We start from the raw sequence: 24,480 nt of genomic DNA, 5'->3' as shown, positions 1-24,480 counted from the left end.
TTGAACGCGCCTTGCTGAGGTTCTTAGGCGGCCTCAGCATCCATGTCCGGCTGATGCAGATCGAGGCGCATCTGAGGGTCTTCGGGCGGAAGCGGGAGCTCTGCGATACCGATGCACGCTATGCCGAAATGAACACACAGCTTTCTAATGTCTGGATCGTCGGAGTAGATTGTGTCGGCTTGAGCAATACGTGCGATGGCGAATATCTGATCGTCAAACTTCGCTTTTGGACGTGACGACGACTTTGGCGCTGCCCCCGAGTTCCGCCTTTGGCGCTGGATGTCAGCGTGTTCCACCGCTGCGAGGATATCGAAGGGGCGGATCGAAAAGTGTCGGCTCTTAGTGAGCTGCGTCAGATATTCAGCCGCCGCGTCTAGGGCCTTGACCAGCACCTCGGCGAGTGCAGGCGTGGGAATTATGACGCGGGCACCTGACTGCTGGAGAGTGGTTAGGAGGTGGTCTATCCGTTCTCCACACCGCTCCACCGGTTTTCCTGTTGTCGGGTCGATTGGAGCGGGCGCGTCGGGCGTGACGACATAGACCAGCATGCTAGCATCAAAGGCCACGGTCATCAGTGAGCCTCCGGCCCAGTTCGGGCGCTAAGCAGGGTGACAAGAGGGTCTTCTTCATCTCCCCAAGTGTTTCCGGGGGTGGCGCGGAGGGCATTCACGACTTCCCGCAGCGGCGTGTCGTCCAGCACTTCAAATCTGTCGGCCTTGAACTTCTTCAGTTCCCATGCACCACCTTCGTTGCGCAGCCACGTGCCCACCCCGTGCAGTCGAACAATGCTGTCGAAAAGGTAGCGGCCGAGTTGCTTCGCGAGGTCAGGTTTGGTCTCGATGGCAGACAGGGTAATGGCCCCATCCTTGAGGTGGATGTGGATGCTGTCGTCGGTTCCGCCGATCCGCACGATCCGCCCCTCAACGGCGCCCTCCTGCTTCACGGGGCCATACTTGATCGGCTTGGGACGAGTGACCCCAGGAAACTCAATGACGTTGTCACCCCCGCCTGTGAGACGGCCCGTGGCGTTGTCGGCTGCAAGCAGGTCATCCAGCGTCCGAAAGGCCTTACGGGCGTCCTGAGGGGCGTCGCCCAGGCGCACGTTTCGCATCCTGCCGCGCACCTTCGGTTGCGCTGCTTCATCCACCTTGGCAACGAGGATCGCCGATCCCTCCTTGACCTCGTCAAAGTGAACCGACAGCTCCTCCCCAAGGAGGGCAGCAAGCGCCGCCATGTATGCCGCAAGGCGGCCCATGGGGATCGTAGTGGGCTTGTATGGCCCGTCGATCTTGAACTGATACTCGTCGGTCATGTGTCGCTCCGCAGCCCATCATGGCGCGAACTGCTAAATAATCTATCCCTCTCGTAGAGCGACGCTACGGCAAAAGGGGGCGCGGGGTGCACGAGAGAGCGGCTAGGCTGCTACACCTCTGTCCTCAAAACTGCTACACCACCGCTCGGAGCGGCCCTAGAAACGCGCTGATTTTGTTGAGGTTTCCCTGCCCGGAAAAAGGTGGTGCCGCTTAGGTGACTCGAACACCTGACCCCCTCATTACGAATGAGGTGCTCTACCAGCTGAGCTAAAGCGGCCCCGGCGTCGTTCGCGCGTGGAGGCGCGAGCGAGCGAGGAGGGCTCTTTATACGGGCGCGGCGGGCTTGCCAAGAGCCGATAGCATCGCCGGTTCGTCCGGGGCGGCGGTGATGCGGATTTCGGCGAAATCGAAGGCGCGCACGGGGACGGCGGCGGCTTCGGAGATGCAGATGGCGACGCGGCCGGAGGAGGCGTCGCGGGGCAGCTCAGCGGCCAAGGCGCGGGCGGCGCGGGGGGAGTGCAGCATGACGGCGTCGAAGGCGTCGGGCGCGGGCGCGTGGGTCTCGAAGGCGGCGTAGACGGGCAGGCGCTGGACCGGGCGGCCGGGCAGCAGGGCGGGCAGGTCGCCAGCCGGTTCGCGGGCGCCGGGGGCCAGCAGCGGACCGGGCGGGGCTTCGGCGGCGATCAGCCGGGCGAGAGCGTGGATGTCGCCCGCGGCTGAGCGCACGTCGGCGAATCCCGCCGCGCGGGCGGCCTCGGCCGTGGCGTCGCCGACGGCGAAGACGGGGTGGTCGCGAAAGCGCGGAATCAGGGGAGCGAAAGCCTCGACGCCGTTGGGGCTGGTCAGGGCGAGGACGGCGACGGCGTCGGGCGACGGCGCGGCGTCCAGCGCGCCGGGCAGGGGGGCGAGGGTCAGCAGGGGGACGACGAGCGGGGTGAAGCCGAGGCCCGTCAGCCGGTCCGCCGTGCGGGCGGCGCCCGGCTCGGCGCGCGTGACCCAGACGCGGCGGATCGGCGCCATGCCCCTAGAGCGCGATCTTCTGATCGCCGGCGACGGCCTGTACCTGGCCGCCGAGATCGAGGCCCAGGGCGCGGGCGGCGCCATGGCCAGAGATAAGATCGGCGTCGGCAGCGATGTCGCCCGAGCGGGTCCAGCGGCCCGAACCGTCCGGGCTGAGCATTTCGGTGGTCAGATGCAGGCGGCCGCCCTCGATATGGGCGTAGGCGCCGATGGCGGTGCGGCACGAGCCTTCCAGAGCGGCCATGGCGCCGCGCTCGGCGGCGACGGCCAGCGCGGTGGGCGCGTGGTTGAGGGCTTCGGTCCAGGCGGCGTCGACGTCGCCCTCGCGCGTCTGCAGGGCCAGGGCGCCCTGGCCCGGCGCGGGCAGGAAGGCGTCCAGCGGCAGGCGCTGGCGGATGACGTCGCCGAGCCCCAGGCGGTTGAGGCCCGAACAGGCCAGCAGGATGGCGTCGAAGTCGCCGTCGCGCAGCCGCTTCAGCCGGGTGTCGACATTGCCGCGCAGCATCTCGATGTTGAGGTCGGGGCGCAGGGCGAGCGCCTGCGCCTGACGACGCAGCGAGGCGGTGCCGAAGCGGGCCCCCTGCGGCAGGTCAGCGAAGGTCGCATAATGCTCGCTGATGAAGGCGTCGCGGGGATCCTCGCGCTCGGGCACGGCGGCGATGGCGAGGCCGGAGGGCTGTTCGGCGGGCACGTCCTTCATCGAGTGGACCGCGACGTCGACGCGGCCGTCCAGCAGGGCCTCCTCGATCTCCTTGGTGAACAGGGCCTTGCCGCCGACTTCCAACAGGCGGCGGTCCTGGATGCGGTCGCCGGTGGTGACGATCTCGACCAGCGGGACCAGGGTTTCGATCTCGGCCTCGGGCACGCCCAGGGCGCGGCCGATGGCGCGCTGCATCATGCCGGATTGGGCCAGAGCCAGGCGCGAACGCCGGGTGCCGATGCGCAGGAGAGGTTGAGTCACGTCGAGACGCCGTTGCGAAAGAGGGGGCGGGCCGCTAACTCCGCCCGATGACAATGGACGCGGACTATAGCAGGGCGACGAACGGAGCAACCGGAGCGACCCTGACCGTGCTGGGTCTGGAGACCAGCTGCGACGAGACCGCCGCCTCGGTGGTGCGGCTATCGGCGGCGGGCGCGCAGGTGCTGTCCAGCGTCATTCACAGCCAGATCGACGATCATGCGGCCTATGGCGGGGTGGTGCCGGAAATCGCCGCGCGCAGCCATGTGGAGATGATCGACGGCGTGACGCGCCGGGCCATGAGCGAGGCCGGGCTGGACTGGAGCGCGCTGGACGGCGTGGCGGCGACGGCGGGGCCGGGGCTGGTCGGCGGGGTGATGGTGGGCCTGTCCTACGGCAAGGCGGCGGCGCTGGCGCGGGGCCTGCCGCTGATCGCGATCAACCATCTGGAAGGCCATGCGGTGTCGGCGCGGCTGGGGGCGGAGACGACCTATCCCTTCCTGCTGCTGCTGGTCTCGGGCGGGCATTGCCAGCTTCTGGAAGTGCGCGGCATCGGCGACATGAGCCGGCTGGGCACCACGATCGACGACGCGGCCGGCGAGGCATTCGACAAGATCGCCAAGGCTCTGGGGATGGGCTATCCGGGGGGACCGGCGCTGGAGAAGCTGGCCGCCAGCGGCGACGGCTCGCGTTTCGACCTGCCCCGCGCCCTCCTGGGACGCAAGGACTGCGACTTCTCCTTCTCGGGGCTGAAGACGGCCGCCTCTCGTCTGGCCCAGACCTGCGAGAGCGAGCAGGACAAGGCCGATCTGGCTGATGCGGTGCAGAAGGCGATCGCGCGCCAGCTGGCCGAACGCTCTGAACGGGCGATGAAGGATTACGCCGAGGCGCATGAACACCGTTTGTTTGTCGTGGCGGGAGGGGTGGCGGCCAACAAGACGATCCGGCGGACGTTGGAGGATCTGGCGACGAAGCACGGCTTCGCCTTCCTGGCGCCGCCGATGGCCTATTGCACCGATAATGCGGCGATGATCGCCCTGGCGGGGGCCGAGCGGCTGGAGAAAGGGCTGACGTCCGACATCGATGTCGCCGCCAGGCCGCGATGGCCTCTGGACGAGACGCGCGCGAGCGTCGATCCTGTGCACAAGAAAACGGGCCGCAAGGGCGCCAAGGCTTGAAACGGCTTGGCCCTCGGCGGGGTCGGGGACCGGAGAAGACATGGAAGTTCATACGGCAGGCGTAATCGGCGGCGGCGCCTGGGGCACGGCCTTGGCGCAAAGCGCAGCGGCGGCGGGACTTGCGGTGGTGCTGCAGGCGCGTGAGGCCGAGGTGGTCGAGAGCGTCCGCACGCGCCGGGTCAACGAGGCCTTCCTGCCGGGTGTCGAGCTGGATTCGGCCATCAACGTCACCTCCGATCTGGCGGATCTGGCCGACTGCGATCTGATTCTGGCGGTGCCGCCCGCGCAGCATATGCGGGCGACGCTGACGGCGTTCGCCCCCTACGCCCGACCGGGCCTGCCGATCATCCTGTGCTCCAAGGGCATCGAGCGCGGCTCGCTGAAGCTGATGACCGACGTCCTGGCCGAGACGATTCCCTCGGCCACCGCCGCCGTGCTGTCGGGGCCGAGCTTCGCCGCCGAAGTGGCGCGCGGCCTGCCCAGCGCCGTGACCCTGGCCTGCGCCGATGCGGCCATGGCCGAGGCCCTGGCGGGCGCCCTGTCGGGGCCGGTCTTCCGACCTTACTACGCCGACGACCTGATCGGGGCCGAGACGGGCGGAGCGCTGAAGAACGTCCTGGCCATCGCCTGCGGCATCGTCGAGGGCCGAGAACTGGGCCGCAGCGCCCACGCGGCCGTCATCACCCGCGGCTTCGCCGAGATCGTCCGCGTGGCTACGGCGCTAGGCGGGAAGGCCGAGACCGTGGCGGGCCTGTGCGGCCTGGGCGATCTGGTATTGACCTGCTCCAGCCCGCAGTCGCGCAATATGAGCCTGGGCCTGGCGCTGGGGCAGGGTTTGAGCGTCGAGCAGGCTCTGGCGGGCAAGCGCTCGGTGGCCGAGGGCTACGAGAGCGCGCCGGCCGTGCGCGAGCTGACGCGCAAGCTGGGCGTCGACACGCCGATCTGCGAGGCGACGGCGGCGGTGCTGGCCGGCGAGCTGACCGTCGATCAGGCCATTGAGAGCCTGATGAGCCGCCCGTTGAAGCCCGAGCGCGAATAGTGGCCGAGGAGCCTCCGGCGCCTGCGGAGCGCCCGCGGGTCTGGAAGACGCCGCCGAACGTGCGGCTATGCCTAGAGAGCGACATCGCCGATCCCGGATCGCGCGGCTTTGTGCTGCAGATCGGCGAGGCCTTCTTCCACGGCTTCGTGGTCAGGAAGGACGGCCGGGTCGCCGGCTGGGTGGATCGCTGCCCGCATGCCGGCTTTCCCATCGCGGTCGAACTGGACCGCTACCTGACGCCGGACGGCTCGCTGATCCTGTGCGGGTGGCACGGCGCGGCGTTTGAACCCCTGTCGGGCGCCTGCGTGGCGGGCCCTTGCGCCGGCGGCAAGCTGACGCCTTGGCCTGTCGAGGCCAGGGATGGGGTCATCCGCACCGCGTAGGGTCCTCGGCGCTATTTCTTCGGGACCAGTTTGGGGTCCTTGGTGAAGGCGTCGTCGACCTCTTCCTCGGTGATCCGCTTGGAGGGGTCGCCGGGCTGGTTGAGGTTCTGCTCCTCGGTGCCGTCGCCCATCATGCCGGGGTGGGGGTCTTTCGGATCTTTCTCGGCCATCACGATCTCCTTTGCCGGATGCAAAGGCAATCCGGCGATGGGGCAGGGCGTTCCATCACGCCCGCGCGAGCCGAGAACCGACTTAGCGCTTCAGACGCCGTGCGTTGGCTGTCGCCTTGGCGTGGACCGGCTCCATCGCTCGTCCCTGCGCCTTCAGGGCTGCGCCGTAGAAGGACCAGCCGTCGTGCATCGCCCGGCTCCAGGCGCCCATCGCCCAGTCGGTCTGGGCGGCGGCGAAAGCGAAGGGGGTGTCGGCGCAGGCCAGTTTGGCCAGGCAGTCGGCGGCCTCGGCCCCCTCGCGCGCGGCCAGTCGGCCGGCCCGCTCGGCCAGGTCCATCGCCCCGGCGTAGGCGGCCCCGGCCGAGGCCGCCATGGCCTCGACCTTCTCGGTTCCCATGCGGCTCAGCTCGGCGTGGTCGGCGCGCAAGGGGTCGGCCAGGGCCTCGCCCATGATCTCGAACCGCCGCGTGATGACGGCGGCCGAGGCCTCGGCCAGTTCCTGACCGGCCTGGGCGTTTCGCAGGGCGTTGCGGGCCGTCTTCTGCATGGGGCTCATGCGCCGACCCTGGGCTGGTTTCAGGCGACCGGCAAGACTTCCTGCGCGAACTCGGTCAGGTCCTTGATCAGGGCGGGGACGGCGGCGTCGATGATGCGCTGGCCCTTCTCCGGGGTGGCCTGGGCCGGGTCCGAGCCGATGCGGCCGTCGGGGAAGCGGGCGCGATAATCGTTGGCGTCGCGGATGGGGCCGAAGGGGGCGATCTTCGGCTCATAGGCGGCGGTCTTGATCCGGTCGGGATAACCGGCCTGGGTCACGGCGATCTCGGAGGGGGTGGCGTGACTGCCGTGGCCGGTCGGGAAGATGTCCTCGCACAGCTTCTGCACGCCGGGCAGATCCCACCAGTTGCGCAGCTTCAGCACGAAGGGCGGGCGCTCGGCCCAGGGCTCGGGCGTGAAGGACCAGTCGGCGTAGATCTCGGCGAAGGCGGCCTCGATGGTGGCGACGTTGCCGCCGTGGCCGTTGAGGAAATAGATGCGCTCGAAGCCGTGGCGCGTCAGCGACGACACCCAGTCGGCGATCGCTGCCATGAAGGTCGACGGCCGCAGGGTGATGGTGCCCGGGAAGGCCAGGTGGTGCTGGGCCATGCCGATGTTGAAGGTCGGCGTGATCACCAGGCTGTCGTCGCCCTTCTCCGCCGCATGGGCGATGATCTCGGGGCACAGCCAGTCGGTGCCCAGCAGGCCCGTCGGCCCATGCTGCTCGTTCGAGCCGATCGGCACGATGACGGTCTTGGACAGCAGGGCGCCCGACTTCAGGCGTTCGTCGATCTCGGGCCAGGACGACAGGTGAATCAGCATGGGAAACGGCTCCGGCAGGCGGAATGAACGGGATTGAGGGCGGCTTTACGCTGATCCGCCGTCAGGGCCAATGCGGGTCGTCCCGGCGTGGACGCGCCGGTCCTGAGACGGCGCGACATTGACGTCGGGCGCGGGGAAGGCGAAGCGGGGGCATGGCTCCGTTGAAATCCGCGTCTCGCCAAAAGAAGGCCGTTCAAAACGCCGGCCTGACCCCGCCGCCGGGCAAGCGCTCGCGTCAGCCGAAGAAGGCGCCGGTCGGCGCGATCATCAGCTGGCCGCCGGACGAGGACCGGGTGGAGGAGATCTTCGTCCGCCTGTCAGGCGTCATGCCGGACCCGAAGACAGAGCTGGATTTCGTCAATCCCTACACCCTGGTGGTGGCGGTCGCCCTGTCGGCCCAGGCGACGGACGTGGGGGTCAACAAGGCGACCAAGGCCCTGTTCGCCGTGGCCGACACGCCGCAGAAGATGCTGGCTCTGGGCGAGGATGGGTTGATCCCCCTGATCGCCTCGATCGGCCTTTACCGGACCAAGGCGAAGAACGTTATCGCCGCCGCGCGGATGCTGGTCGAGCAGCACGGCGGCGAGGTGCCGCTGAACCGCGCCGACCTGCAGGCTCTGCCCGGCGTCGGACGCAAGACCGCCAGCGTGGTGCTGAACGAACTGGGGATCGAGCCGGCCATCGCCGTGGACACCCACGTCTTCCGCGTCTCGCACCGGCTCGGTCTGGCCAACGCCGCGACGCCGGACAAGGTGGAGCAGCAACTACACCAGGTGGTGCCCGAGGCCTGGCTGCCCAAGGCGCACCACTGGCTGATCCTGCACGGCCGCTACACCTGCCTGGCGCAGCGGCCGAAGTGCGCGGGCTGCGTGATCTCCGACCTGTGCCCCTCGCGCGCCAGCTTCATGGGCGTTTAGGGTTTCAGCGCTCCAGCCGCGCCCGCACCGCCCGGCCGAAGCGGGCGCCGGCCTCAGGCGCGGCCGCCAGGTAGAAGTCGGGCTCGATCAGCTCCGCCTCCATCAGCACCCAGTCGCCGTCGTCGTTCAGGGTCATGTCGATGCGGGCGTAAAGCAGATCCTCGTCGATGGCGGCCAGGGTGCGCTCGGCCAGGTCCAGCGCGCCCTGAGGCGCCGCGTCCAGCGCCTGATAGCGGCCGCCGTACTGGGTCTGGATGCGGAACTCTCCCGCCGCGCCGGGGCGCTTGTTGACCACGTGGCTCAGTTCGCCGCCGAAATAGAGCAGGGAGGTTTCGCCTTCGGTCTCGATGGCCTTGAGGTAGGGCTGGATCATCGTGCCGCCGACGGGGGCGTTGATCAGGGCCGTGTCGAGCATGTCGCCCGCGGTCACGCGCAGGGTGCGCCAGGCGCCGCCCGAGACGGTCGGCTTGACGATCAGCGTCTGAGCGCCGGTGGCGGCGAAGGCGGCCTCGACTACTGTGGCGTCGACGTGGTCGGCGAAAATGGTCTGAGGGACGGCGACGCCCCTTTCCGCCAGGCGGGCCAGATAGCGCTTGTCGGCGTTCCAGCGCAGCGTCTGCGCCGGATTGGCCAGCGGCGCGCCCGCTTCGGTCCAGGTGGCGCAGGCCTGCAGCCAGCGGTCGTGGTCCTGATGATAGCCCCAGACCAGCAGCGGCAGGACCAGCGGAAAGTCCATCAGGGCGCGAGCGTTCTCGACATGGTCGGTCCACGGCGTCGGCCGCGCCGTGATCCCTGCCGTCGCCAGCGCCTCGCCCAGCCGGTCCAGCACGCCGGGCCACAGCGTCGAATAGGTCGGATCGGCCGGATCAGGGGTCAGGACGGCGACGTCGGTCATGGCGCGGCTCCGCAAGGCCCGGCGAGGGCTGACTAAAGGTCCGACGGCTTTAGGCCGGTTTTCGCTTGCGGCGAAGGTCTGAAGTCTGGCGCGCGGCCGGCTCGCCCGCTATGGGGCGGAGATGACCCAAGCCCTTCCCGCCTTCGCCCAAAACGCCCGTTTCGACGTCTGCGCCCTCGGCAACGCCATCGTTGATGTCCTGGCCCCGTGCGAACCGGCTTTCTTGGAGGCCAAGGGTCTGGCCCCCGGCTCGATGCAACTGGTCGACGAGGAACAGAGCGCTGCCCTGTATGACGCCATGGCGGCCGGGGTCGAGGCTTCGGGCGGTTCGGCCGGGAACACCGTGGCGGGCGTCGGCTCGTTCGGCGGACGCGCCGCCTATATCGGCAAGGTCGCCAAAGACACCCTCGGCGAGGTCTTCAGCCACGACATCCGCGCCGTCGGCGTCCACTTCGACACGCCTGTGCTGGAAGACGGCGCGGGCCAGGGCTTCGGCACCGGCCGCTGCCTGATCAACGTCACGCCGGACGGCCAGCGCACCATGTGCACCTTCCTGGGCGCCGCCAATCAGCTGACTACGGCGGACGTCGACGCCGCCGTCATCGGCGACAGCGCCATCGTCTATCTGGAAGGCTATCTGTTCGACCCGGCCCCGGCCCGCGCCGCCTTCGAGGCCGCCGCCGCCGCCGCCCATGCTGCCGGCCGCAAGGTCGCCATCACTCTGTCGGACAGCTTCGTGGTGCACCGCTGGCGCCCCGAACTGCTGGAGTTCATCGAGACCTCGGCCGACATCGTCCTGGCCAATGAGGCCGAGCTGCACGCCCTGTTCGAGACCGAGAGCTTCGACTACGGCGCCGCCCACCTGGGCCGCATCGTCGATGTGGCGGCCGTGACGCGCGGCGCCGCCGGTTCGGTTCTGTTCCGCGGCGCCGAGCGGGTCGAGGTCGAGGCCTATCCGGTCGAGAAGGTGGTCGACACCACCGGCGCCGGCGATCAATACGCAGCCGGCGTGCTGCTGGGCCTGTCGCGCGGCCTCAGCCTGGCCGAGGCCGGGGCGCTGGGGTCGCTGGCCGCGTCCGAGGTCATCGGCCACTGGGGTCCGCGCCCGATGGTCGGCCTGAAGGATCTGGCGGCCCAGCACGGCCTCAGCCTCTAGGCCGCGACAAAGGGTCGGACGCTGCGCCCGCTTGCCGTGGAGCGCTGGGCCGCGTAATCGGCGGCCATGTTCGGCCTCGCCAATCCCGACCGCTTCATGCGCTTCACCGGCCCCCTGGTCCCGGTGCTGTGGGTCTGTGCGCTCGGCCTGCTGCTGGCGGGGACCTGGTTCAGCTTCACCGCGCCCGCCGATTATCAGCAGGGCGACACCGTCCGCATCATGTTCATCCACGTGCCGGCCGCCAGCCTGGGCCTGATGGCCTATGGCGCGTTGGGCGTCTCCAGCTTCTTCGCCCTGGTGTTTCGCCATCCGCTGGCCGATGCGGCGGCGCGGGCCGCGGCCGTGCCGGGCGCGGCCTTTACGGCCCTAGCCCTGATCACCGGCTCCTTGTGGGGCCAACCGATGTGGGGGACGTGGTGGGTGTGGGACGCGCGCCTGACCAGCGTGCTGGTGCTGTTCCTCTTCTACCTCGGCTACATGGCCCTGCGCGGCTCGATCGACGATGAGGCCAAGGCGGCGCGCGCCGCGGCCGTGCTGGGCCTGGTTGGCCTGATCAACCTGCCGATCGTGAAGTTCTCGGTCGACTGGTGGAACACCCTGCACCAGCCGGCGTCGCTGCTGCGGTCCGGCGGGACCAGCGTGGACCCGGCCTTCTTGCCCGCTCTTCTGACCATGATGGCCGCCTACGCCGTGCTGTTCGCGGCGATCTGGCTGACGTCGATCCGCACCGAGGTCCGGCGCCGTCGTGTTCTGACTCTTCGCGCCCGAGCGGCGCTGGAAGCTTGATGGAGGCTCTGCGTGCTTGATCTGGACATGAGCCCCTACGGCGCCTTCGTCTGGCCCGCCTGGGGCGTCAGCGCCGTGGTTCTGGCCGCCCTGTCGGCCCGCGCCCTGATCGCGGCGCGCCGCTGGAAGCGCGAGCTGGCCCGGCTGGAGGCGGCGCGCAAATGAAGCGCTGGCTGGCTCTTGCTCCCATCGTGGTCCTCGCGGCGCTGGGCGTCTTCCTGATGACGCAGATGGACCGGATGGCGGGCGACCCCGCCGCCGGGCCGACCTATCGTCCCGATGCGCTGGTCGGTCAGCCGATCCCCGAGACGACGGTCCTGCCGATCCTGTCGGGCGGCAAGGCCAGCGACGACCTGCTGGACCTGAAGACGGCGGGCGTGGGCAAGCCGATGATCGTCAACGTCTTCGCCAGCTGGTGCGCGCCGTGCCGCCTGGAGCATCCGCAGCTGATGAAGCTAAAGGAACAGGGCATCGCCGTGGTCGGCGTGGCCTATAAGGACGACCCCGTCGCCACCGACGCCTTCCTGCAGGAGCTGGGCGACCCCTACCGGCTGGTGCTGGTCGACCGCGAGGGCCGGGCCGGGCTGGATCTGGGCGTGTCGGGCGTGCCTGAGAGCTTCGCCGTCGACGCCTTCGGAACCATCGTCGCCAAGTCCTCGGGACCGGTGTTGACGGATCAGGACCTGAAGAAGCTGACCGACGCCCTGGCCGCGCCCGCGCGCTGAGCAGCTCGCCCGAAACAGGGTGAATCGGACGTTAACCATATCTAGACGAAGGGCGGGCATCCTCAGCCCATGTCCGCCATTTCGTCCGAGCGGCCGGCCTTTCCGCCCCAGGCGGGCGGCGCGGCCCACGCCCTGAGAACGGCCCAGTCGGCCTTCTTCCGTCAGGCCATGGGGCTGGCGGCGCCCATTGCGGCTGAGGAGACGTCGCGGGCGGCCGTTACGGCCACGGCCCCGGTCGAACAGGCGGCGCCGCCCTCGCGCTTGCAGCGCCCGGGCTCCCTGCTCGACATTCGCGTTTAAGCAAGCGCGCCTCAGCCTTCAGCGGCGCCCTTGAGCGGGATCACGACGGCGTCGGTTGCATCATCGGTCTGCGGTAGATTCGAAACGGTATCAGTCGCGCCCTTTTTCTTCTTCTTGCCGCGTCCGTCGGCCTTGCCGTCGACTTTGCGCGCGGCCTTCTCCGCCTTCTTGGCTTCCTTGGCGGCTCTCTTCGCCGCCTTGACCTCGGCGCGGGCCTGCTCGGGGGCGGCGTCGGCGGCGTCGGACAGGCTGCAAAGCAAGTCTAGGAAACTGTCGCGCTTGGATTTAGGCAGCAGGCCCATGATCCGCTTGTCGGCGGCCTCGACGCGCGGGCGCGCGGCCAGCAGGGCGGCCTCGCCCTCGGGCGACAGGCGCACCGCTTTGGCGCGGGCGTCCAGCGTCGAGCGTTCGCGCTCCAGCAGCCCCTTGGTCGTCATGCGCGCTACCAGATCCGCCAGGGTCGAGCGGTCGATGCCGGTGGCCTTCACCAGGTCGGTCTGCGTCAGGCCCGAGCGGGCGGCCACGGCCTCCAGCACGGCGAACTGGCGCTGGGTCAACCCGTCCGGCCCGGCTTCCTCGGCGTAGATGTCCAGCGCCAGCTGCAGCGCCCGGTGCATCAGGTGGCTGGGCGATTCCGCCAGCCCGCCCTTGATCTTCGCCTGCTTGCCCGACTTGATCATCGTCTTCGTTCCCGAACAGCCCGATACCGGCCGTGGCCGGATGATGCTGCGACAGCTAACAGTCTGGCTTAACGCTTTGACGACGCAAACGCTGACGGTTTGAAGACATTTATTCTGGGGCCTACCGCGCTTCGCGCTGCTTGAGGCCGTTGTCGGCAGGCCTATCGGGCTTCGCCCTGCCTGAGGCCCGGAAAAGGGGGCGTGAACCGGCCACTCACTCCGTCATCCGAGGATGACGGCGACAAGCGGGACGCTCTGAACCTAGAGGCCAGTATCGGGCGAGATAGGGCCCGGTTCCTCGTCCTTGGTCATGTTTTTCAGGATCAGCGGCACCTGCGACAGGCCGAAGATCGAGGCCGCGATCCACAGCACGCCGCGGAAGGCGGTCCAGACGCCGTTGGGGTCGGGCGTCCCCAGGTTCAGCGTCGACCAGATGGCGGTGACGGCGGTCGGGCTGCGGAACACCTCATTGGCGATGGCGACGGCCAGGAAGTAGAGGCCGTAGCGGAAGGTCAGCTTGCGCCACGCCTCGTCGGTCACCTTGATGGCCGAACCCAGCAGGGCCTTGAACGGATATTTCTTCAACGGCAGCGAGCCGAGCAGGACGGCGGCGAGCAGGCCGTTCTGCACCGTCAGCTTCAGCTTCACGAACAGGTCGTCGTCGGTGACGATGGTCAGGATGCCGAACACCAGGGCGAAGCCGCCGGTGATCAGGGGCATGGGCGCCAGGCGGCGCTCCAGGATGAAGCCCACCGCCAGGGCGATCATCGAGGCGATGACCAGCACCCACGTCGCCTTGATCATGTCGCGGGTGATGAAATAGGCGGCCATGAAGGCGATCAGGGCGCCGAAGTCGACGGCCTGACGGATCCACTGCGGGCGCTTGGTTTCGGTCGCTTCACTCATAGGCAATCAATCCTCAAGCCCGACCAGCGATCGGGAAAACGCGCGGGCGTCGAAAGGTTGCAGATCCTCGACCCCTTCGCCGACGCCGATCAGCTTGATCGGGGCGTCCGACGCCTGGGCCACCGGCACCAGGACGCCGCCGCGCGCCGTGCCGTCCAGCTTGGTCATCACCACGCCGGAGACATAGGCGGTGCGGCCGAAAATCTTTTCCTGCTCCAGCGCATTGCGGCCGACGGTGGCGTCCAGCACCAGCAGGGTCTCGTGCGGGGCGTCGGGGTCGACCTTTTTCAGCACGCGCACGATCTTCAGCAGTTCGTCCATCAGGGTGGACTTGTTCTGCAGCCGCCCGGCGGTGTCGATCAGAACGACATCGAAGCCTTCTTCCTTGGCCTTGGTGAAGGCGTCGAACGCCAGCCCGGCGGCGTCGGCGCCGTCGCGGCGGCTTTCGAAATGAGCGCCGGCGCGGTCGGCCCAGACCTTGAGTTGCTCACGGGCGGCGGCGCGGAAGGTGTCGCCGGCGACGATCATCACCTTGGCGCCCTTGGCGGTCAGGTCCGAGGCGATCTTGCCCAGCGTCGTGGTTTTGCCCGAGCCGTTGACGCCGACAAACAGGACCACATAGGGCTTGGGCCCGCTGAGAGGATCGAACGTCGCCTGGCGCGGGGTCAGTTCGGCGGCCACGGCCTCGGCCAGGGCCTCCTTGACCTCGCGCTCGTCCGAGCTCTTGCCGAAGCGCAAGGCGCGGAAGCGCTCGACGATGCGGGCCGAGGCGGCGGGGCCGAGATCGCTCTCGATCAGATGCTCCTCCAGCCGCTCCAGCGCCTCCTCCGACAGGGGCTCCTTGACGAAGGATGAGACGACCTGATCGGTCATCTGCTTGGAGGATCGGGACAGACCCGCGCTCAGCCGCTGAAACCAGCCTTTTTTGGGCGTATCGCTCATGAGGTGAGCCTTAGCCGACGGCGGTTCGCAGGTCACTACAAACCGCTCATCCGGCGGATGAGGGGATCCAGCCTTTGGCTTCACGGCGCAACCCTATATTGATCAGGAAGGCTGCAAGGTCTGCCTGTGGCTCTCACTGGGTCCCGGCGTCCGCCGGGATGAGCGGAAAAATTGATGGCGAAGACGCACCCTTTCCATGCCCCGCGCAGCCACGGCTTCGTGCGCGTCGCCGCCGCCACGCCGGTGGTTCATATCGCCGACCCGGCCGCCAACGCCGTGGAGCATGAACGGCTGATCCGTCAGGCGGGGGAGCAGGGCGTGGACCTGCTGGTCTTCCCCGAACTGTCGTTGAGCGCCTACGCCATCGACGACTTGCACCTGCAGGCGGCCCTGCTGGACGAAGTGGAGGCGCATATTCGTCGCCTAGCCTTGGCTGCGGGAGAGGCTGGCGTCGCGGCTGTTATCGGCGCCCCGATCCGTAGCGGCGACAGTCTCTATAACTGCGCCGTAGTCGTAGCGAACGCCAAGGTTATTGGGGTTGTGCCGAAAACCTATCTTCCGAACTACCGCGAATATTATGAGAAACGCTGGTTCGCCTCGGCCCAGGACATCGGCGCGGGCCCAACCTACGTTCCGCTGGCGGGGCAGTGGGTTCCCATGGCTCCGGACCTGCTGTTCGGAGCTGAAGACCTTTCTGGTTTCGTCTTCGGCGTTGAAATTTGCGAGGACTTCTGGGCGCCGCTGCCGCCTTCGACGCGGCTGGCCCTGTCAGGTGCCCGCATCCTGTGCAACCTGTCGGCCTCCAACATCGTCATCGGCAAGGCGGAGGAGCGCGCCCTGCTGTGCGCCAGCCAGTCGGCACGCACCCTGTCGGCCTATGTCTTCGCCGCCTCGGGCTGGGGCGAGAGCACGACCGACCTGGCGTGGGACGGTCAGGCGACGATCCACGAGTTGGGCGCGAAACTGGCCGAGGGCGAGCGTTTCGCACTGCACAGCCATCTGACGATCGCTGACGTGGACGTGGACCGTATCGGTCTGGATCGCCTGCGCAACGGCACCTTCGCCGACTGCGCCCGTCGCGAGGCGGTGGAGCGTCCGACTCCGATCAATTTCAAGACACGAAGCGTAGCGACACCCGACGCCCTGATCCGTCCGCTGGATCGCTTCCCCTTCGTGCCGGACGATGCGGCGCGTCTGGATCAGGACTGCTTCGAGGCCTTCAACATTCAGGTCCAGGGCTTGATGCGGCGGATGACGGCGACGGGGTCGAAGACGCTGGTGATCGGCGTCTCGGGCGGGCTGGATTCGACGCAGGCCCTGCTGGTCGCGTGCCGCGCCTTCGACCGGTTGGAGCTGCCGCGCACCAGCATTCTCGGCTTTACCATGCCGGGGTTCGCCACCTCCGAAGGGACAAAGTCGAACGCCTGGGCGCTGATGACGGCGCTGGGCGTCACCGGCGCCGAGATCGACATCCGCCCCGCCGCTGAACAGATGCTGCGCGACATCGGCCACCCGTTCGCGAACGGCGAGCCGGTGCACGACGTCACCTTCGAGAACGTGCAGGCGGGCCTGCGCACCGACTATCTGTTCCGGCTGGCCAATCAGAACCACGGCTTCGTGCTGGGCACCGGCGACCTGTCGGAGCTGGCGCTGGGCTGGTGCACCTATGGCGTCGGCGACCACATGAGCCACTACAACGTCAACGGCGGGGTGGCGAAGACCCTGATCCAGCACCTGATCCGCTGGGTGGCCGAGCGCGGTCTGGTGGGCGAGGCGGCCGTTCCGACGCTTCACGCCATTCTGGCCACGGAGATTTCGCCCGAGCTGGTGCCGGCGGGCGCCGACGGGGCGATTCAGTCGACGCAGAGCATCGTCGGCCCCTATGCGCTGAACGACTTCTTCCTGTTCTACATCAGTCGCTTCGGTCTGAAACCGTCCAAGGTGGCCTATCTGGCGCATCAGGCCTGGGGCGACGCGGCGGCGGGAAGCTGGCCGGTCGGTCTGCCGGAGGGTGAGCGGGTCGCCTATGACCTGCCGACCATCAAGGGCTGGTTGCGCAAGTTCCTGATCCGCTTCTTCCAGACCAGCCAGTTCAAGCGCTCGGCCGTGCCGAACGGGCCCAAGGTGGTCACGGGCGGGTCGCTGTCGCCGCGCGGGGACTGGCGCGCGCCGTCGGATTCCTCAGCGCGGGCGTGGCTGGATGAATTGGCCGCCAATACCCCCGAAGGTTGAAACGACCGCTGCGGGGTTTACCCGCCCGCAGGACGCGGGTTAGCGTTTCGACCTCCCCGCCCTCTGTGAGCCTGACACATCCCGGTCGTGCGGGAGAGCCCGGACCTGTCCGGGTCAGCCTTGGGCTGAGCGTTCGGGACTGAAGAAGGATACGCCATGCGTTTTGCAACGGCCGCCGCCCCGACCGCCATTCTGGCCGCCCTGTTTCTGACCGCCGCGCCTGCTCTGGCGCAGGACGCCGCTGAACCGGCGCCCGCCGCCGCGCCCGCCTCGACCGGCGAACCCACCGACGCCGAACTGGCTCAGTTCGCCGCCGCCATGAAGACGGTCTCGAGCGTAGCCGCCTCCGTCCAGAACGGAACGCCGACCGAGGAACAGCAGGCCCAGATGGCCGCCGCCGTGCAGAACTCGGGCCTGGCCGTCGAGCGCTTCAACGGGATTTCGGCCGCCGTCTCGGCCGATCCGGTGCTGCAGGCGCGCGCCGCCGTGGCCGGGGCCGCTCCGTCCGCGCCAGGCTCGGTCGGCGCTGGCGTGACCGACGCCGAAACCGGCCAGTTCGCCGCCGCCATGGCTGAAATCTCGGGCATCGCCCGCGCCTTGAACGGCGCTCAGCCCAATGAGGAGCAGCAGGCGCAGATGGCCGCGGCCATCCAGAATTCGGGCCTCGATATCGAGCGTTTCAACGCCATTTCCGCCGCCACGGCCCAGGACGAGCACCTTCAGGCGCGCATCGCCCTTGCCCAGGCGCGGCAGGGCGAATAGGCCTTGAGGAACCGGGGGCCGTCGCAGATGCGGCGGCCCTGTTTCCATTCAGGCAGGACTGATCATGAGCGACGACGTCACCAAGGACTCCAACGGCAACATCCTGTCGGACGGCGACAGCGTGACCCTGATCAAGGACCTGAAGGTCAAGGGCTCGGGCGGGGTGACGCTGAAGCGCGGCACCATGGTCAAGAACATCCGTCTGACCGGCGATCCCGATGAAATCGAAGCCAACGTCGAAAAGGTGCGCGGCCTGGTCCTGCGCACGGAGTTCGTCAAGAAGGCCTAGTTTAGGAGCCTGCCGCGCTTCGCGCTGCGCGAGGCCGGCAGGCTGCTCTCAGGGCAAGCCGGCCAGGAACTCAAAAATGGCCGCTCGCGCCTCGGGTTCGTCCAGCATGGGCGCGTGGCCTACGCCGGGGATTTCGGCGTAGGCGAGGCTGGGCGCGGCCTTCTTCATCTTGTCGACGATGGCGGGGCTGAGCAGGTCGGAAGTCCCGCCGCGCACCAGCAGGGTCGGCTTCTTGCGCGCCAGGGCCCGGAACGAGGGCCACAGATTTGGGACCAGGGCCTTGGAGCCGGCCGCCTTGAACGGCGCTGCGATGTCGGGATCGTAGTCCAGCACCGGCGCCCCTTCGGTCCCTTCGCGGAAAATCCGGCGCGAGAAGACCGCCCAATCCGCGTCCGTATAATCGGGGAAGACGGCCTCATTGATGCGCCGGGCGTAGGCCGCAGCGTCGTCCCAGCTGTCGATCACGACCGGCTGGCCGGTATAGGCGGCGATGCGGGCCAGGCCCTCGGCGGCGACTTCGGGGCCGACGTCGTTCAGGATGGCGGCGCCGATGGCTTTGGGCTTCAGCGCCGTCAGCGCCATGGTGATAAGCCCGCCCATGGAGGTGCCGAGAAACACCGCCTTTTCAATCCCTGTCTGCTCCATCAGGGCGACGACGTCCTTGGCGTAGACGTCCGGCGTGTAGGTCATCGGGTCGGGCGCGCGGTCGGACCGGCCGCGGCCTCGTACGTCGAGCGCCAGCACACGGCGGCCGCTGTGGGCGATCAGTCCGGCGATGACGCCGAAATCGGCGCTGTTGCGCGTCAGGCCGTGGATGGCGATCACCGGCAGACGCGCCGGACCCTCTGCGGGGGCGTAGTCGCGAGCGTAGAGGCTCAATCCGTCCGGCGAGGTCCAGCGCCGCTCGACGAAACGGTCGGCCAACGGGGTCGTCATCGGCATGAAAGTCTCCGGTACAATCTGCTTGTGCGGATGACGTTAATTCATCAGATGCGGAATAGCGATCAGGCGGCCAGAAGATCGCGCACGAATTGATCCAGATCGCCGTCGGTGAAGCGATGGCCCGCCACGCCCGCACGCCGCGCCGCCTCCATGTCCGAGGGCTGGTCGCCGATCATCAGCGAGCGCGAAAGATCCAGATCATGCTCGGCGGCGGCTTTCAGCAACATGCCCGGATTGGGCTTGCGGTCGGGATGGTCGGGGTGACGATAACGTTCGTCCGCCGCCTCAGAATGGAAGGGGCAGGCGTAGACGGCGTCGATGCGCCCGCCGCCCTCGGCCAGCCGCTGGACCAGCTGACGGTTGAAGTCGTGCATCACCTCTTCGCTGAACATGCCGCGCGCTACCCCTGACTGGTTGGTGACGATGACGGTGACATAGCCCGCGTCGTTCAGCCGCTTCACCGCTTCAGCGGCGCCAGGGATCAGCACCAACTGGTCAGGCCGATGCGGATAGCCGCTGTCGACGATCAGCACGCCGTCGCGATCCAGAAAGGCCCCTGGACGTTTCATGGGTCGGCTCATGAAGGCTCCGTCAGCAGGGCCGAAAAGGCCGTCATCAGATGGTAGAAGGTCGAGGCGGGCACAGACGCGTCGTGCGAGCGGCCGTCGGCGTCGAAGGCGTCGAACCACAGGCCTGGAACCGGCGTCGCCAGGTGCGTATCGAACAGGCGCTCGACCAGGCGGGCCGCTCGGTCGTGATCGCCGCGCAGATGCAGGGCGCGCAGCAGCTCCGTCTGGGCCCACAGGCGCACGCCGCCGTCGCGGACCTGGCCGATCCGGCTGATCTCGCGCACGGCCAGACCATCGGCGCGAACCCCGCAGGTCAGGGCGCTGGTGTAAAGCGCGCGCGCCGCCGAGCCGTGATCCGGCAGGCCCAGGCGCGCCGCCTCGCTCAACAGCCAGACCCATTCCATGTGGTGGCCGGGTTCGATGCACTGGCCTTCGGACCCCGGACGCACGCTCCAGTCGCGCTCGTAGAACTCCCCCAGCATCAGGTGTTCGCGGTCGAAAAAGCGTCGGTTGAACAGGTCCAGCACAGACCGGGCGGCCGTGCCGAACGCGGGATCAGGCGCTGTCGCCTGCCAGGCCAGCAGGGCCTCCAGCATATGCATGTGCGGGTTCTGGCGGCGCGGCAGAACGGGCGGCAGCGCCTCCTGCCAGCCGCCGTGTTCCGGGTCGGCCATCTGCGCTTCGATGGCGGCCAGGGTCTCGAGCGCCAGCGGCCGCGCTCGTTCGTCCTTCAGCACCCGATGCGCGCCTGCCAGGGCGAACAGCAGGAAGGCCAGATCGTACAGATCCGGCGCGGCGTCGAGGACGGCGCCCGCGTCGTCCGTGGCGCGCACCCACAGGCCGTCGTCCCGTCGGGCGGTGGCGATCAAGGCGTCAAGCCCGGCGCGGCCGATCGTCTCGCCTTCGGCCCAGCCCAAGGCCGCAGCCTCGGTGAAGACATGGATCTGGCGCGCCTGCACCCGGGTGCGGCGCGGCACGCCGGTGATGGCCCGCCCGTCGAAATCAAGCTTCTCGTAGAAGCGCCCGTCGTCGCCGACGCCGGCCTTCGCCCACAGCGGCAGGGCCTGGCCGAACAGCCAGTCGCGAACCCGGTTATTGGCGGCGCCGTCAAAAGTCATGCCCTCGGATTAGGCGGGGCCCAGGCCTTTGCCAAGCGGCCCCTTCGTTGCATCGCGCAACGCGATGTGACCCCGGGGGGTTTGTTCTGCACCCCGCCGCTTTGGTAGGACGCCCACAACACCGACGACCCGCCTTCGCGTCCGCGCCCCGGAAGACGACCCCCGCCGCGCCGGCCCTATCGAGAGAGCGACATCGCAATGACCATTCCCTTCATCGACCTTCAGGCCCAGCGCCTTCGCCTCGGCGGCAAGATCGAGGCCGCCGTCCAGGAGGCCGTCGTCGGCGGCGCCTGGGTCATGGGCCCGCAGGTGCGCCAGTTCGAGGGGGATCTGGCCGCCTTCGGCAAGGCCAAACACGCCCTGGGCTGCGCCAACGGCACCGACGCCCTGGCCCTGCCGCTGATGGCCTGGGGGATCGGGCGCGGCGACGCCGTCTTCGTGCCCAGCTTCACCTTCGCCGCCACGGCCGAGGTCGTGCCCTGGTTCGACGCCGAGCCGGTCTTCGTCGACGTGGATGAAAACACCTACAACATGGACCCGGCCGCCCTGGAGCGCGCCATCGAGGGCATCAAGGCCGAGGGCCGCCTGACCCCGCGCGTGGTCATCGCCGTCGACCTGTTCGGCCAGCCCGCCGACTATCCGGCCATCAAGGCGATCTGCGATAAATACGATCTGAAGCTGATCTCGGATTCGGCTCAGGGGTTCGGCTGCACCATCGACGGCGACCACCCGCTGAAATGGGCTGACGTGACCACCACCAGCTTCTTCCCGGCCAAGCCGCTGGGCTGCTACGGCGACGGCGGGGCGGTGCTGACCAACGACGACGAGCTGGCCCAGCTGATGGATTCCATCCGCGTCCACGGCAAGGCGGTCGCGGTGGATCTGAAGGACCGGACTTTCGACCACGACCCCAAATATCTGAACATGCGCATCGGCCTGAACAGCCGGCTGGACACCATCCAGGCCGCCGTCCTGATCGAGAAGCTGAAGGTCTTCGCTCAGGAGATCGAATGGCGCAACGCCGCCGCCGCCCGCTACAACGAGGGCCTGCGCCCCCACGTCGCCAAGGTTCCGGACGTCCCGGCGGGCAACGTCTCCAACTGGGCGCAGTACACGGTCGAACATCCCGATCGCGACGCCCTGGCCGCGCATCTGAAGGCTGAGGGCGTGCCGACGGCGGTCTATTATCCGATCCCGCTGCACCTCCAGCCCGCCTATGAGCACTATCCGCGCGGCGCGGGCGGCCTGCCCGTCACCGAGCGGCTGAAAGACGTGGTGATCAGCCTGCCGATGCACTCTGATCTGGACGCGGCCACCCAAGACCGCATCATCGCCGCCGTCGCCAGCTTCAAGGCCTGATCCGCATGACCATCCACCAGACCCCTCTCAAGATCGGTGTCGCCGGCGCCGGCGTCATGGGGCGCAACCATGCCCGCGTTCTGGCCGAGCTGCGCGATGTCGAACTGACGACCGTGTTCGACCCCGACGCCGTGACGGCCGAAGGCGTGGCCGCCGCCTATGGCGCGACCGCCGTGACGACTGCCGAGGCCTTCGTCGCCGCCGGTCTGGACGCCGCCGTCATCGCCACGCCGAACCGCTATCACGCCGAGCTGGGCGTGGCCCTGCTGAACGCAGGCGTGCACGTCCTGGTCGAAAAGCCCATCGCGGCCACGGTCGCCGACGCCCAGGCCATGATCGACGCGGCCAAGGAGAACAACCGCGTGCTGATGGTCGGCCACGTTGAGCGCTTCAACCCGGCGGTCGAGACGGTCAAACGCGCCATCGACGGCGACGAGATCATCTCCATCCAGATCACCCGGGTCGGCCCCTTCCCGCCGCGCATGGGCGAGGTCGGGGTGGTCATCGATCTGGCGGTGCACGACATCGACATCATCCGCCACCTGACGGGCTCGGAGATGACCGAGGTCCAGTCCCTGCTGGGCCATACCCACGCCTCGCGCGAGGATTCGGCTCTGTTGCAGTTCCGCATGGAAAACGGGGTGATCGCCCACATCACCACCAACTGGGTCACGCCCTACAAGACCCGCGTGCTGCAGGTCGCGACCAAGAGCCGTTTCATCGTCGCCGACCTGATCACCCGCCAGGTGACCGAGTATTTCGGCCAGCAGCCGGACGGCTCCTACTCGACGCGGATGCTGAACGCCTGGCCCGCCGAACCGCTCAAGAAGGAGCACGAGGCCTTCATCGACGCCATCCGCACCGGCGAGACGGCGGCCGTCAGCGGCGAGGACGGCCTGCGCAACCTGGAAGTGGCGCTGAGGTGTCTGGGGGAAAAGGCCTAGACCTTCACCACATGCATGGTCAGCCATTCGGCGATCAGGGCGGGCTTGTCGCCCCCTTCGATCTCGATGGTCAGTTCGTGCTTCAGCAGCCAACGCGTCGTGCCGCCTTGGGCGTCTTTGTCTTCAGCTGACAGCAGTTTGAAGCGGCCGCGCACGCGCGATCCCGACGGCGCCGGGGCGAGGAAGCGCAGGCGGTCGAAGCCGTAATTGACCGACATGACCAGATCATCCAGCGGGGCGACGGCCTCCATGCTCATCGCCGAGGCGAGGCTGAGGGTCAAAAAGCCATGCGCGATGGTCCCGCCAAAGGGGGTCGCCTTGGCGCGTTCAGGATCGACGTGGATGAACTGCTCGTCCTCGGTCAGGCTGGCGAAGGCGTCGATGCGCGCCTGATCCAGGTCGAACCAGCGGCTGACGCCGACTTCCTGATCGATCAGAGATTGAAGTTCGCTGGCCTTGGTCATGATGACGCTCCCCTTACAGACGGGCGTCAGCTTAGCCGCTATCGCCTCGGCCGCGCCAGCGAGGTTTAGCCTGCGAACCGCCCCTCGATGATTTCGCTGAACAGGCCGGGGTCGACATTGCCGCCGGACAGGACGAGGCCCGTGGTCAGGCCCTCCGCCTCGACCTTGCCCGCCAGAAGCGCCGCAAGAGACACAGCGCCGCCCGGCTCGATGACCAGCTTCAGCCAGCGGAAGGCGAAGCGCATGGCCTCGGCCACCTCGGCGTCGGTGACCGTCGTCGCGCCCGCCAGACGCCGGTTGATCGGCCAGGTCAGCTCGCCCGGCATGGGCGCCATCAGGGCGTCGCAGATGGACGGCGTTCCTTGCGGATGGGGCGTGCGCTGGCCCGCGTCCAGCGAGCGGCGGGTGTCGTCGAAAGCGTCGGGCTCGACCACGATGACGCGGGTGTCGGGGCTCTGTTCGGCCATGACCAGATTGATCCCGGCGATCAGCCCGCCGCCCGAGGCGCCGCACAGAATCTGATCCATTGGCACGCCCGCCTGCTCCAGCATCTCCAGCCCGACCGTGCCCTGCCCCTCGATGATGAAGGGATCGTCGAACGGCGGGACCAGCACGGAGCCCCGCTCGGTCGCGATCTCGGCGCCGATGGCCTCGCGGCTCTCGGTCCAGCGGTCGTAGAAGCGCACCTCGCCGCCGAAGGCGCGCACGCCCTCGACCTTCACCGCCGGGCTGTCGGACGGCATGACGATCAGGGCGGGCGTGCTGACAGCCTTGGCGGAGGCCGCCACCCCCTGCGCGTGGTTGCCGGATGAATAGGCCACGACGCCGCGCGCCTTCTCTTCGTCCGTCAGGCGGCTGATGCGGTTATAGGCGCCGCGGAACTTGAAGGCGCCCGCGACCTGAAACGTCTCGGCCTTCATCAGGACACGACCGCCAACGGCCTCGTTCAGGGCCGGATGCTCGATCAGCGGCGTGCGGACGGCGGCGGGGGCGATCTGGCGGGCGGCGTCGACGACGCCTTGGAAGCTGGGCGTATGCATGGATTTCCTTTTACGGAGAGACGCAGCCTCTGCATAA

General features: G+C 68.4%; 30 protein-coding genes and 1 tRNA gene. 14 read left to right on the top strand and 17 right to left on the bottom strand.

From position 1 onward, the window contains the following. Positions 1-23: 23 nt before the first annotated feature. From H9656_RS12200 to hemC, 5 genes are all read right to left on the bottom strand, one after another. A complete protein-coding gene (locus tag H9656_RS12200) occupies positions 24-572 on the bottom strand; it encodes a PIN domain-containing protein (RefSeq protein WP_191744539.1) in 549 nt (182 codons plus the stop codon). Further along, positions 572-1,312, bottom strand: a complete 741-nt coding sequence (locus tag H9656_RS12195; RefSeq protein ID WP_191744538.1) for a hypothetical protein — start codon at positions 1,310-1,312, stop codon at positions 572-574. The genes H9656_RS12200 and H9656_RS12195 overlap by 1 nt, the downstream gene beginning before the upstream one ends. Before the next feature lie 202 nt (positions 1,313-1,514). Beyond that, positions 1,515-1,590, bottom strand: a tRNA-Thr gene (locus H9656_RS12190). A 47-nt stretch (positions 1,591-1,637) separates the two neighbouring features. Beyond that, the gene (locus tag H9656_RS12185; RefSeq protein WP_191744537.1) at positions 1,638-2,333 is read right to left on the bottom strand and encodes a uroporphyrinogen-III synthase; all 696 of its coding nucleotides are present in this window, start codon (positions 2,331-2,333) and stop codon (positions 1,638-1,640) included. 4 nt (positions 2,334-2,337) lie between these two features. Further along, on the bottom strand, positions 2,338-3,294 hold the full coding sequence (hemC, locus tag H9656_RS12180) for a hydroxymethylbilane synthase (protein WP_191744536.1): 957 nt from the start codon (positions 3,292-3,294) through the stop codon (positions 2,338-2,340). A gap of 47 nt (positions 3,295-3,341) precedes the next feature. Between hemC and tsaD the strand changes: the two genes are divergently transcribed. The 3 genes from tsaD to H9656_RS12165 are packed head-to-tail and all read left to right on the top strand — an operon-like array spanning position 3,342 to position 5,891. Next, positions 3,342-4,469 (top strand): tRNA (adenosine(37)-N6)-threonylcarbamoyltransferase complex transferase subunit TsaD, encoded by a 1,128-nt coding sequence (gene tsaD, locus H9656_RS12175; protein WP_191744535.1) that lies wholly within the window; start codon positions 3,342-3,344, stop codon positions 4,467-4,469. A gap of 40 nt (positions 4,470-4,509) precedes the next feature. Then, positions 4,510-5,508, top strand: a complete 999-nt coding sequence (locus H9656_RS12170) for an NAD(P)H-dependent glycerol-3-phosphate dehydrogenase (RefSeq protein WP_191744534.1) — start codon at positions 4,510-4,512, stop codon at positions 5,506-5,508. Beyond that, positions 5,508-5,891, top strand: coding sequence for a Rieske (2Fe-2S) protein (locus H9656_RS12165; RefSeq protein ID WP_191744533.1), 384 nt, complete (start codon positions 5,508-5,510; stop codon positions 5,889-5,891). The genes H9656_RS12170 and H9656_RS12165 overlap by 1 nt, the downstream gene beginning before the upstream one ends. A gap of 11 nt (positions 5,892-5,902) precedes the next feature. Here H9656_RS12165 and H9656_RS12160 read toward each other — a convergent pair whose 3' ends face one another. From H9656_RS12160 to H9656_RS12150, 3 genes are all read right to left on the bottom strand, one after another. Further along, positions 5,903-6,061 (bottom strand): hypothetical protein, encoded by a 159-nt coding sequence (locus tag H9656_RS12160; RefSeq protein ID WP_191744532.1) that lies wholly within the window; start codon positions 6,059-6,061, stop codon positions 5,903-5,905. 82 nt (positions 6,062-6,143) lie between these two features. Beyond that, positions 6,144-6,617 carry a phasin family protein gene (locus H9656_RS12155; protein WP_191744531.1) on the bottom strand — a complete coding sequence of 158 codons (474 nt, stop codon included), beginning with the start codon at positions 6,615-6,617 and terminating at the stop codon, positions 6,144-6,146. 20 nt (positions 6,618-6,637) lie between these two features. Continuing rightward, positions 6,638-7,417: a creatininase family protein gene (locus H9656_RS12150; protein ID WP_191744530.1), complete on the bottom strand. Its 780-nt coding sequence runs from the start codon at positions 7,415-7,417 to the stop codon at positions 6,638-6,640. A 152-nt stretch (positions 7,418-7,569) separates the two neighbouring features. Between H9656_RS12150 and nth the strand changes: the two genes are divergently transcribed. Beyond that, on the top strand, positions 7,570-8,334 hold the full coding sequence (gene nth / locus H9656_RS12145; RefSeq protein ID WP_191744529.1) for an endonuclease III: 765 nt from the start codon (positions 7,570-7,572) through the stop codon (positions 8,332-8,334). 4 nt (positions 8,335-8,338) lie between these two features. On the opposite strand, the gene H9656_RS12140 is transcribed toward nth, so the two are convergent. Continuing rightward, positions 8,339-9,229 carry an ATP-grasp domain-containing protein gene (locus H9656_RS12140; protein WP_191744528.1) on the bottom strand — a complete coding sequence of 297 codons (891 nt, stop codon included), beginning with the start codon at positions 9,227-9,229 and terminating at the stop codon, positions 8,339-8,341. A 121-nt stretch (positions 9,230-9,350) separates the two neighbouring features. Here H9656_RS12140 and H9656_RS12135 point away from each other — a divergent pair, with 121 nt between their 5' ends. From H9656_RS12135 to H9656_RS12115, 5 genes are all read left to right on the top strand, one after another. Beyond that, a complete protein-coding gene (locus tag H9656_RS12135) occupies positions 9,351-10,385 on the top strand; it encodes an adenosine kinase (RefSeq protein ID WP_191744527.1) in 1,035 nt (344 codons plus the stop codon). A gap of 66 nt (positions 10,386-10,451) precedes the next feature. After that, positions 10,452-11,171 (top strand): heme ABC transporter permease CcmC, encoded by a 720-nt coding sequence (ccmC, locus tag H9656_RS12130; RefSeq protein WP_191744526.1) that lies wholly within the window; start codon positions 10,452-10,454, stop codon positions 11,169-11,171. Between the two features lie 12 nt (positions 11,172-11,183). Further along, positions 11,184-11,336, top strand: a complete 153-nt coding sequence (gene ccmD / locus H9656_RS12125) for a heme exporter protein CcmD (RefSeq protein WP_191744525.1) — start codon at positions 11,184-11,186, stop codon at positions 11,334-11,336. After that, positions 11,333-11,896, top strand: a complete 564-nt coding sequence (locus H9656_RS12120) for a DsbE family thiol:disulfide interchange protein (protein WP_191744524.1) — start codon at positions 11,333-11,335, stop codon at positions 11,894-11,896. Before ccmD ends, H9656_RS12120 begins: the two co-directional genes overlap by 4 nt. Before the next feature lie 69 nt (positions 11,897-11,965). Continuing rightward, positions 11,966-12,196 carry a hypothetical protein gene (locus H9656_RS12115; RefSeq protein WP_191744523.1) on the top strand — a complete coding sequence of 77 codons (231 nt, stop codon included), beginning with the start codon at positions 11,966-11,968 and terminating at the stop codon, positions 12,194-12,196. A gap of 11 nt (positions 12,197-12,207) precedes the next feature. Here H9656_RS12115 and H9656_RS12110 read toward each other — a convergent pair whose 3' ends face one another. From H9656_RS12110 to ftsY, 3 genes are all read right to left on the bottom strand, one after another. Further along, positions 12,208-12,876 carry a MarR family winged helix-turn-helix transcriptional regulator gene (locus H9656_RS12110; protein WP_191744522.1) on the bottom strand — a complete coding sequence of 223 codons (669 nt, stop codon included), beginning with the start codon at positions 12,874-12,876 and terminating at the stop codon, positions 12,208-12,210. 261 nt (positions 12,877-13,137) lie between these two features. Next, positions 13,138-13,782, bottom strand: coding sequence for an inner membrane-spanning protein YciB (locus H9656_RS12105; RefSeq protein WP_191744521.1), 645 nt, complete (start codon positions 13,780-13,782; stop codon positions 13,138-13,140). Between the two features lie 6 nt (positions 13,783-13,788). After that, complete coding sequence (ftsY, locus tag H9656_RS12100) at positions 13,789-14,724, bottom strand: signal recognition particle-docking protein FtsY (protein WP_191744520.1); 936 nt, start codon at positions 14,722-14,724, stop codon at positions 13,789-13,791. A 174-nt stretch (positions 14,725-14,898) separates the two neighbouring features. Here ftsY and H9656_RS12095 point away from each other — a divergent pair, with 174 nt between their 5' ends. The 3 genes from H9656_RS12095 to H9656_RS12085 all read left to right on the top strand — a co-directional run bounded on the left by H9656_RS12095 (position 14,899) and on the right by H9656_RS12085 (position 18,007). Next, positions 14,899-16,956 carry an NAD(+) synthase gene (locus H9656_RS12095; RefSeq protein ID WP_191744519.1) on the top strand — a complete coding sequence of 686 codons (2,058 nt, stop codon included), beginning with the start codon at positions 14,899-14,901 and terminating at the stop codon, positions 16,954-16,956. Positions 16,957-17,112: 156 nt separating this feature from the next. Further along, complete coding sequence (locus H9656_RS12090; protein ID WP_191744518.1) at positions 17,113-17,718, top strand: DUF4168 domain-containing protein; 606 nt, start codon at positions 17,113-17,115, stop codon at positions 17,716-17,718. Between the two features lie 64 nt (positions 17,719-17,782). Further along, positions 17,783-18,007, top strand: coding sequence for an alkylphosphonate utilization protein (locus tag H9656_RS12085; protein WP_025976383.1), 225 nt, complete (start codon positions 17,783-17,785; stop codon positions 18,005-18,007). Positions 18,008-18,055: 48 nt separating this feature from the next. Here the strand turns inward: H9656_RS12085 and H9656_RS12080 are convergent, their stop codons facing one another. The 3 genes from H9656_RS12080 to H9656_RS12070 all read right to left on the bottom strand — a co-directional run bounded on the left by H9656_RS12080 (position 18,056) and on the right by H9656_RS12070 (position 20,636). After that, a complete protein-coding gene (locus tag H9656_RS12080) occupies positions 18,056-18,949 on the bottom strand; it encodes an alpha/beta fold hydrolase (RefSeq protein ID WP_191744517.1) in 894 nt (297 codons plus the stop codon). A gap of 62 nt (positions 18,950-19,011) precedes the next feature. Further along, positions 19,012-19,518: a D-glycero-alpha-D-manno-heptose-1,7-bisphosphate 7-phosphatase gene (locus H9656_RS12075; RefSeq protein WP_191744516.1), complete on the bottom strand. Its 507-nt coding sequence runs from the start codon at positions 19,516-19,518 to the stop codon at positions 19,012-19,014. A gap of 8 nt (positions 19,519-19,526) precedes the next feature. After that, positions 19,527-20,636 carry an AGE family epimerase/isomerase gene (locus H9656_RS12070; RefSeq protein WP_191744515.1) on the bottom strand — a complete coding sequence of 370 codons (1,110 nt, stop codon included), beginning with the start codon at positions 20,634-20,636 and terminating at the stop codon, positions 19,527-19,529. A gap of 198 nt (positions 20,637-20,834) precedes the next feature. On the opposite strand from H9656_RS12070, the gene H9656_RS12065 reads away from it, so the two are divergent. Further along, entirely contained in the window at positions 20,835-21,995 is a 1,161-nt protein-coding gene (locus H9656_RS12065) for a DegT/DnrJ/EryC1/StrS family aminotransferase (protein WP_191744514.1), read from the top strand. A gap of 5 nt (positions 21,996-22,000) precedes the next feature. Beyond that, positions 22,001-22,939, top strand: a complete 939-nt coding sequence (locus H9656_RS12060) for a Gfo/Idh/MocA family protein (RefSeq protein WP_191744513.1) — start codon at positions 22,001-22,003, stop codon at positions 22,937-22,939. Here H9656_RS12060 and H9656_RS12055 read toward each other — a convergent pair. Beyond that, complete coding sequence (locus H9656_RS12055) at positions 22,936-23,403, bottom strand: MaoC family dehydratase (RefSeq protein ID WP_191744512.1); 468 nt, start codon at positions 23,401-23,403, stop codon at positions 22,936-22,938. The genes H9656_RS12060 and H9656_RS12055 overlap by 4 nt on opposite strands. 65 nt (positions 23,404-23,468) lie before the next feature. Then, positions 23,469-24,443 (bottom strand): threonine ammonia-lyase, encoded by a 975-nt coding sequence (locus tag H9656_RS12050; protein ID WP_191744511.1) that lies wholly within the window; start codon positions 24,441-24,443, stop codon positions 23,469-23,471. Positions 24,444-24,480: the final 37 nt, after the last annotated feature.

It is taken from the genome of Brevundimonas guildfordensis (assembly GCF_014836405.1).
In the GTDB taxonomy this organism is placed as follows: Bacteria; Pseudomonadota; Alphaproteobacteria; order Caulobacterales; family Caulobacteraceae; genus Brevundimonas; species Brevundimonas guildfordensis.
The sequence above is the reverse complement of the archived record's forward strand: the minus strand, read 5'-3'. Positions and strand labels throughout refer to the sequence as shown.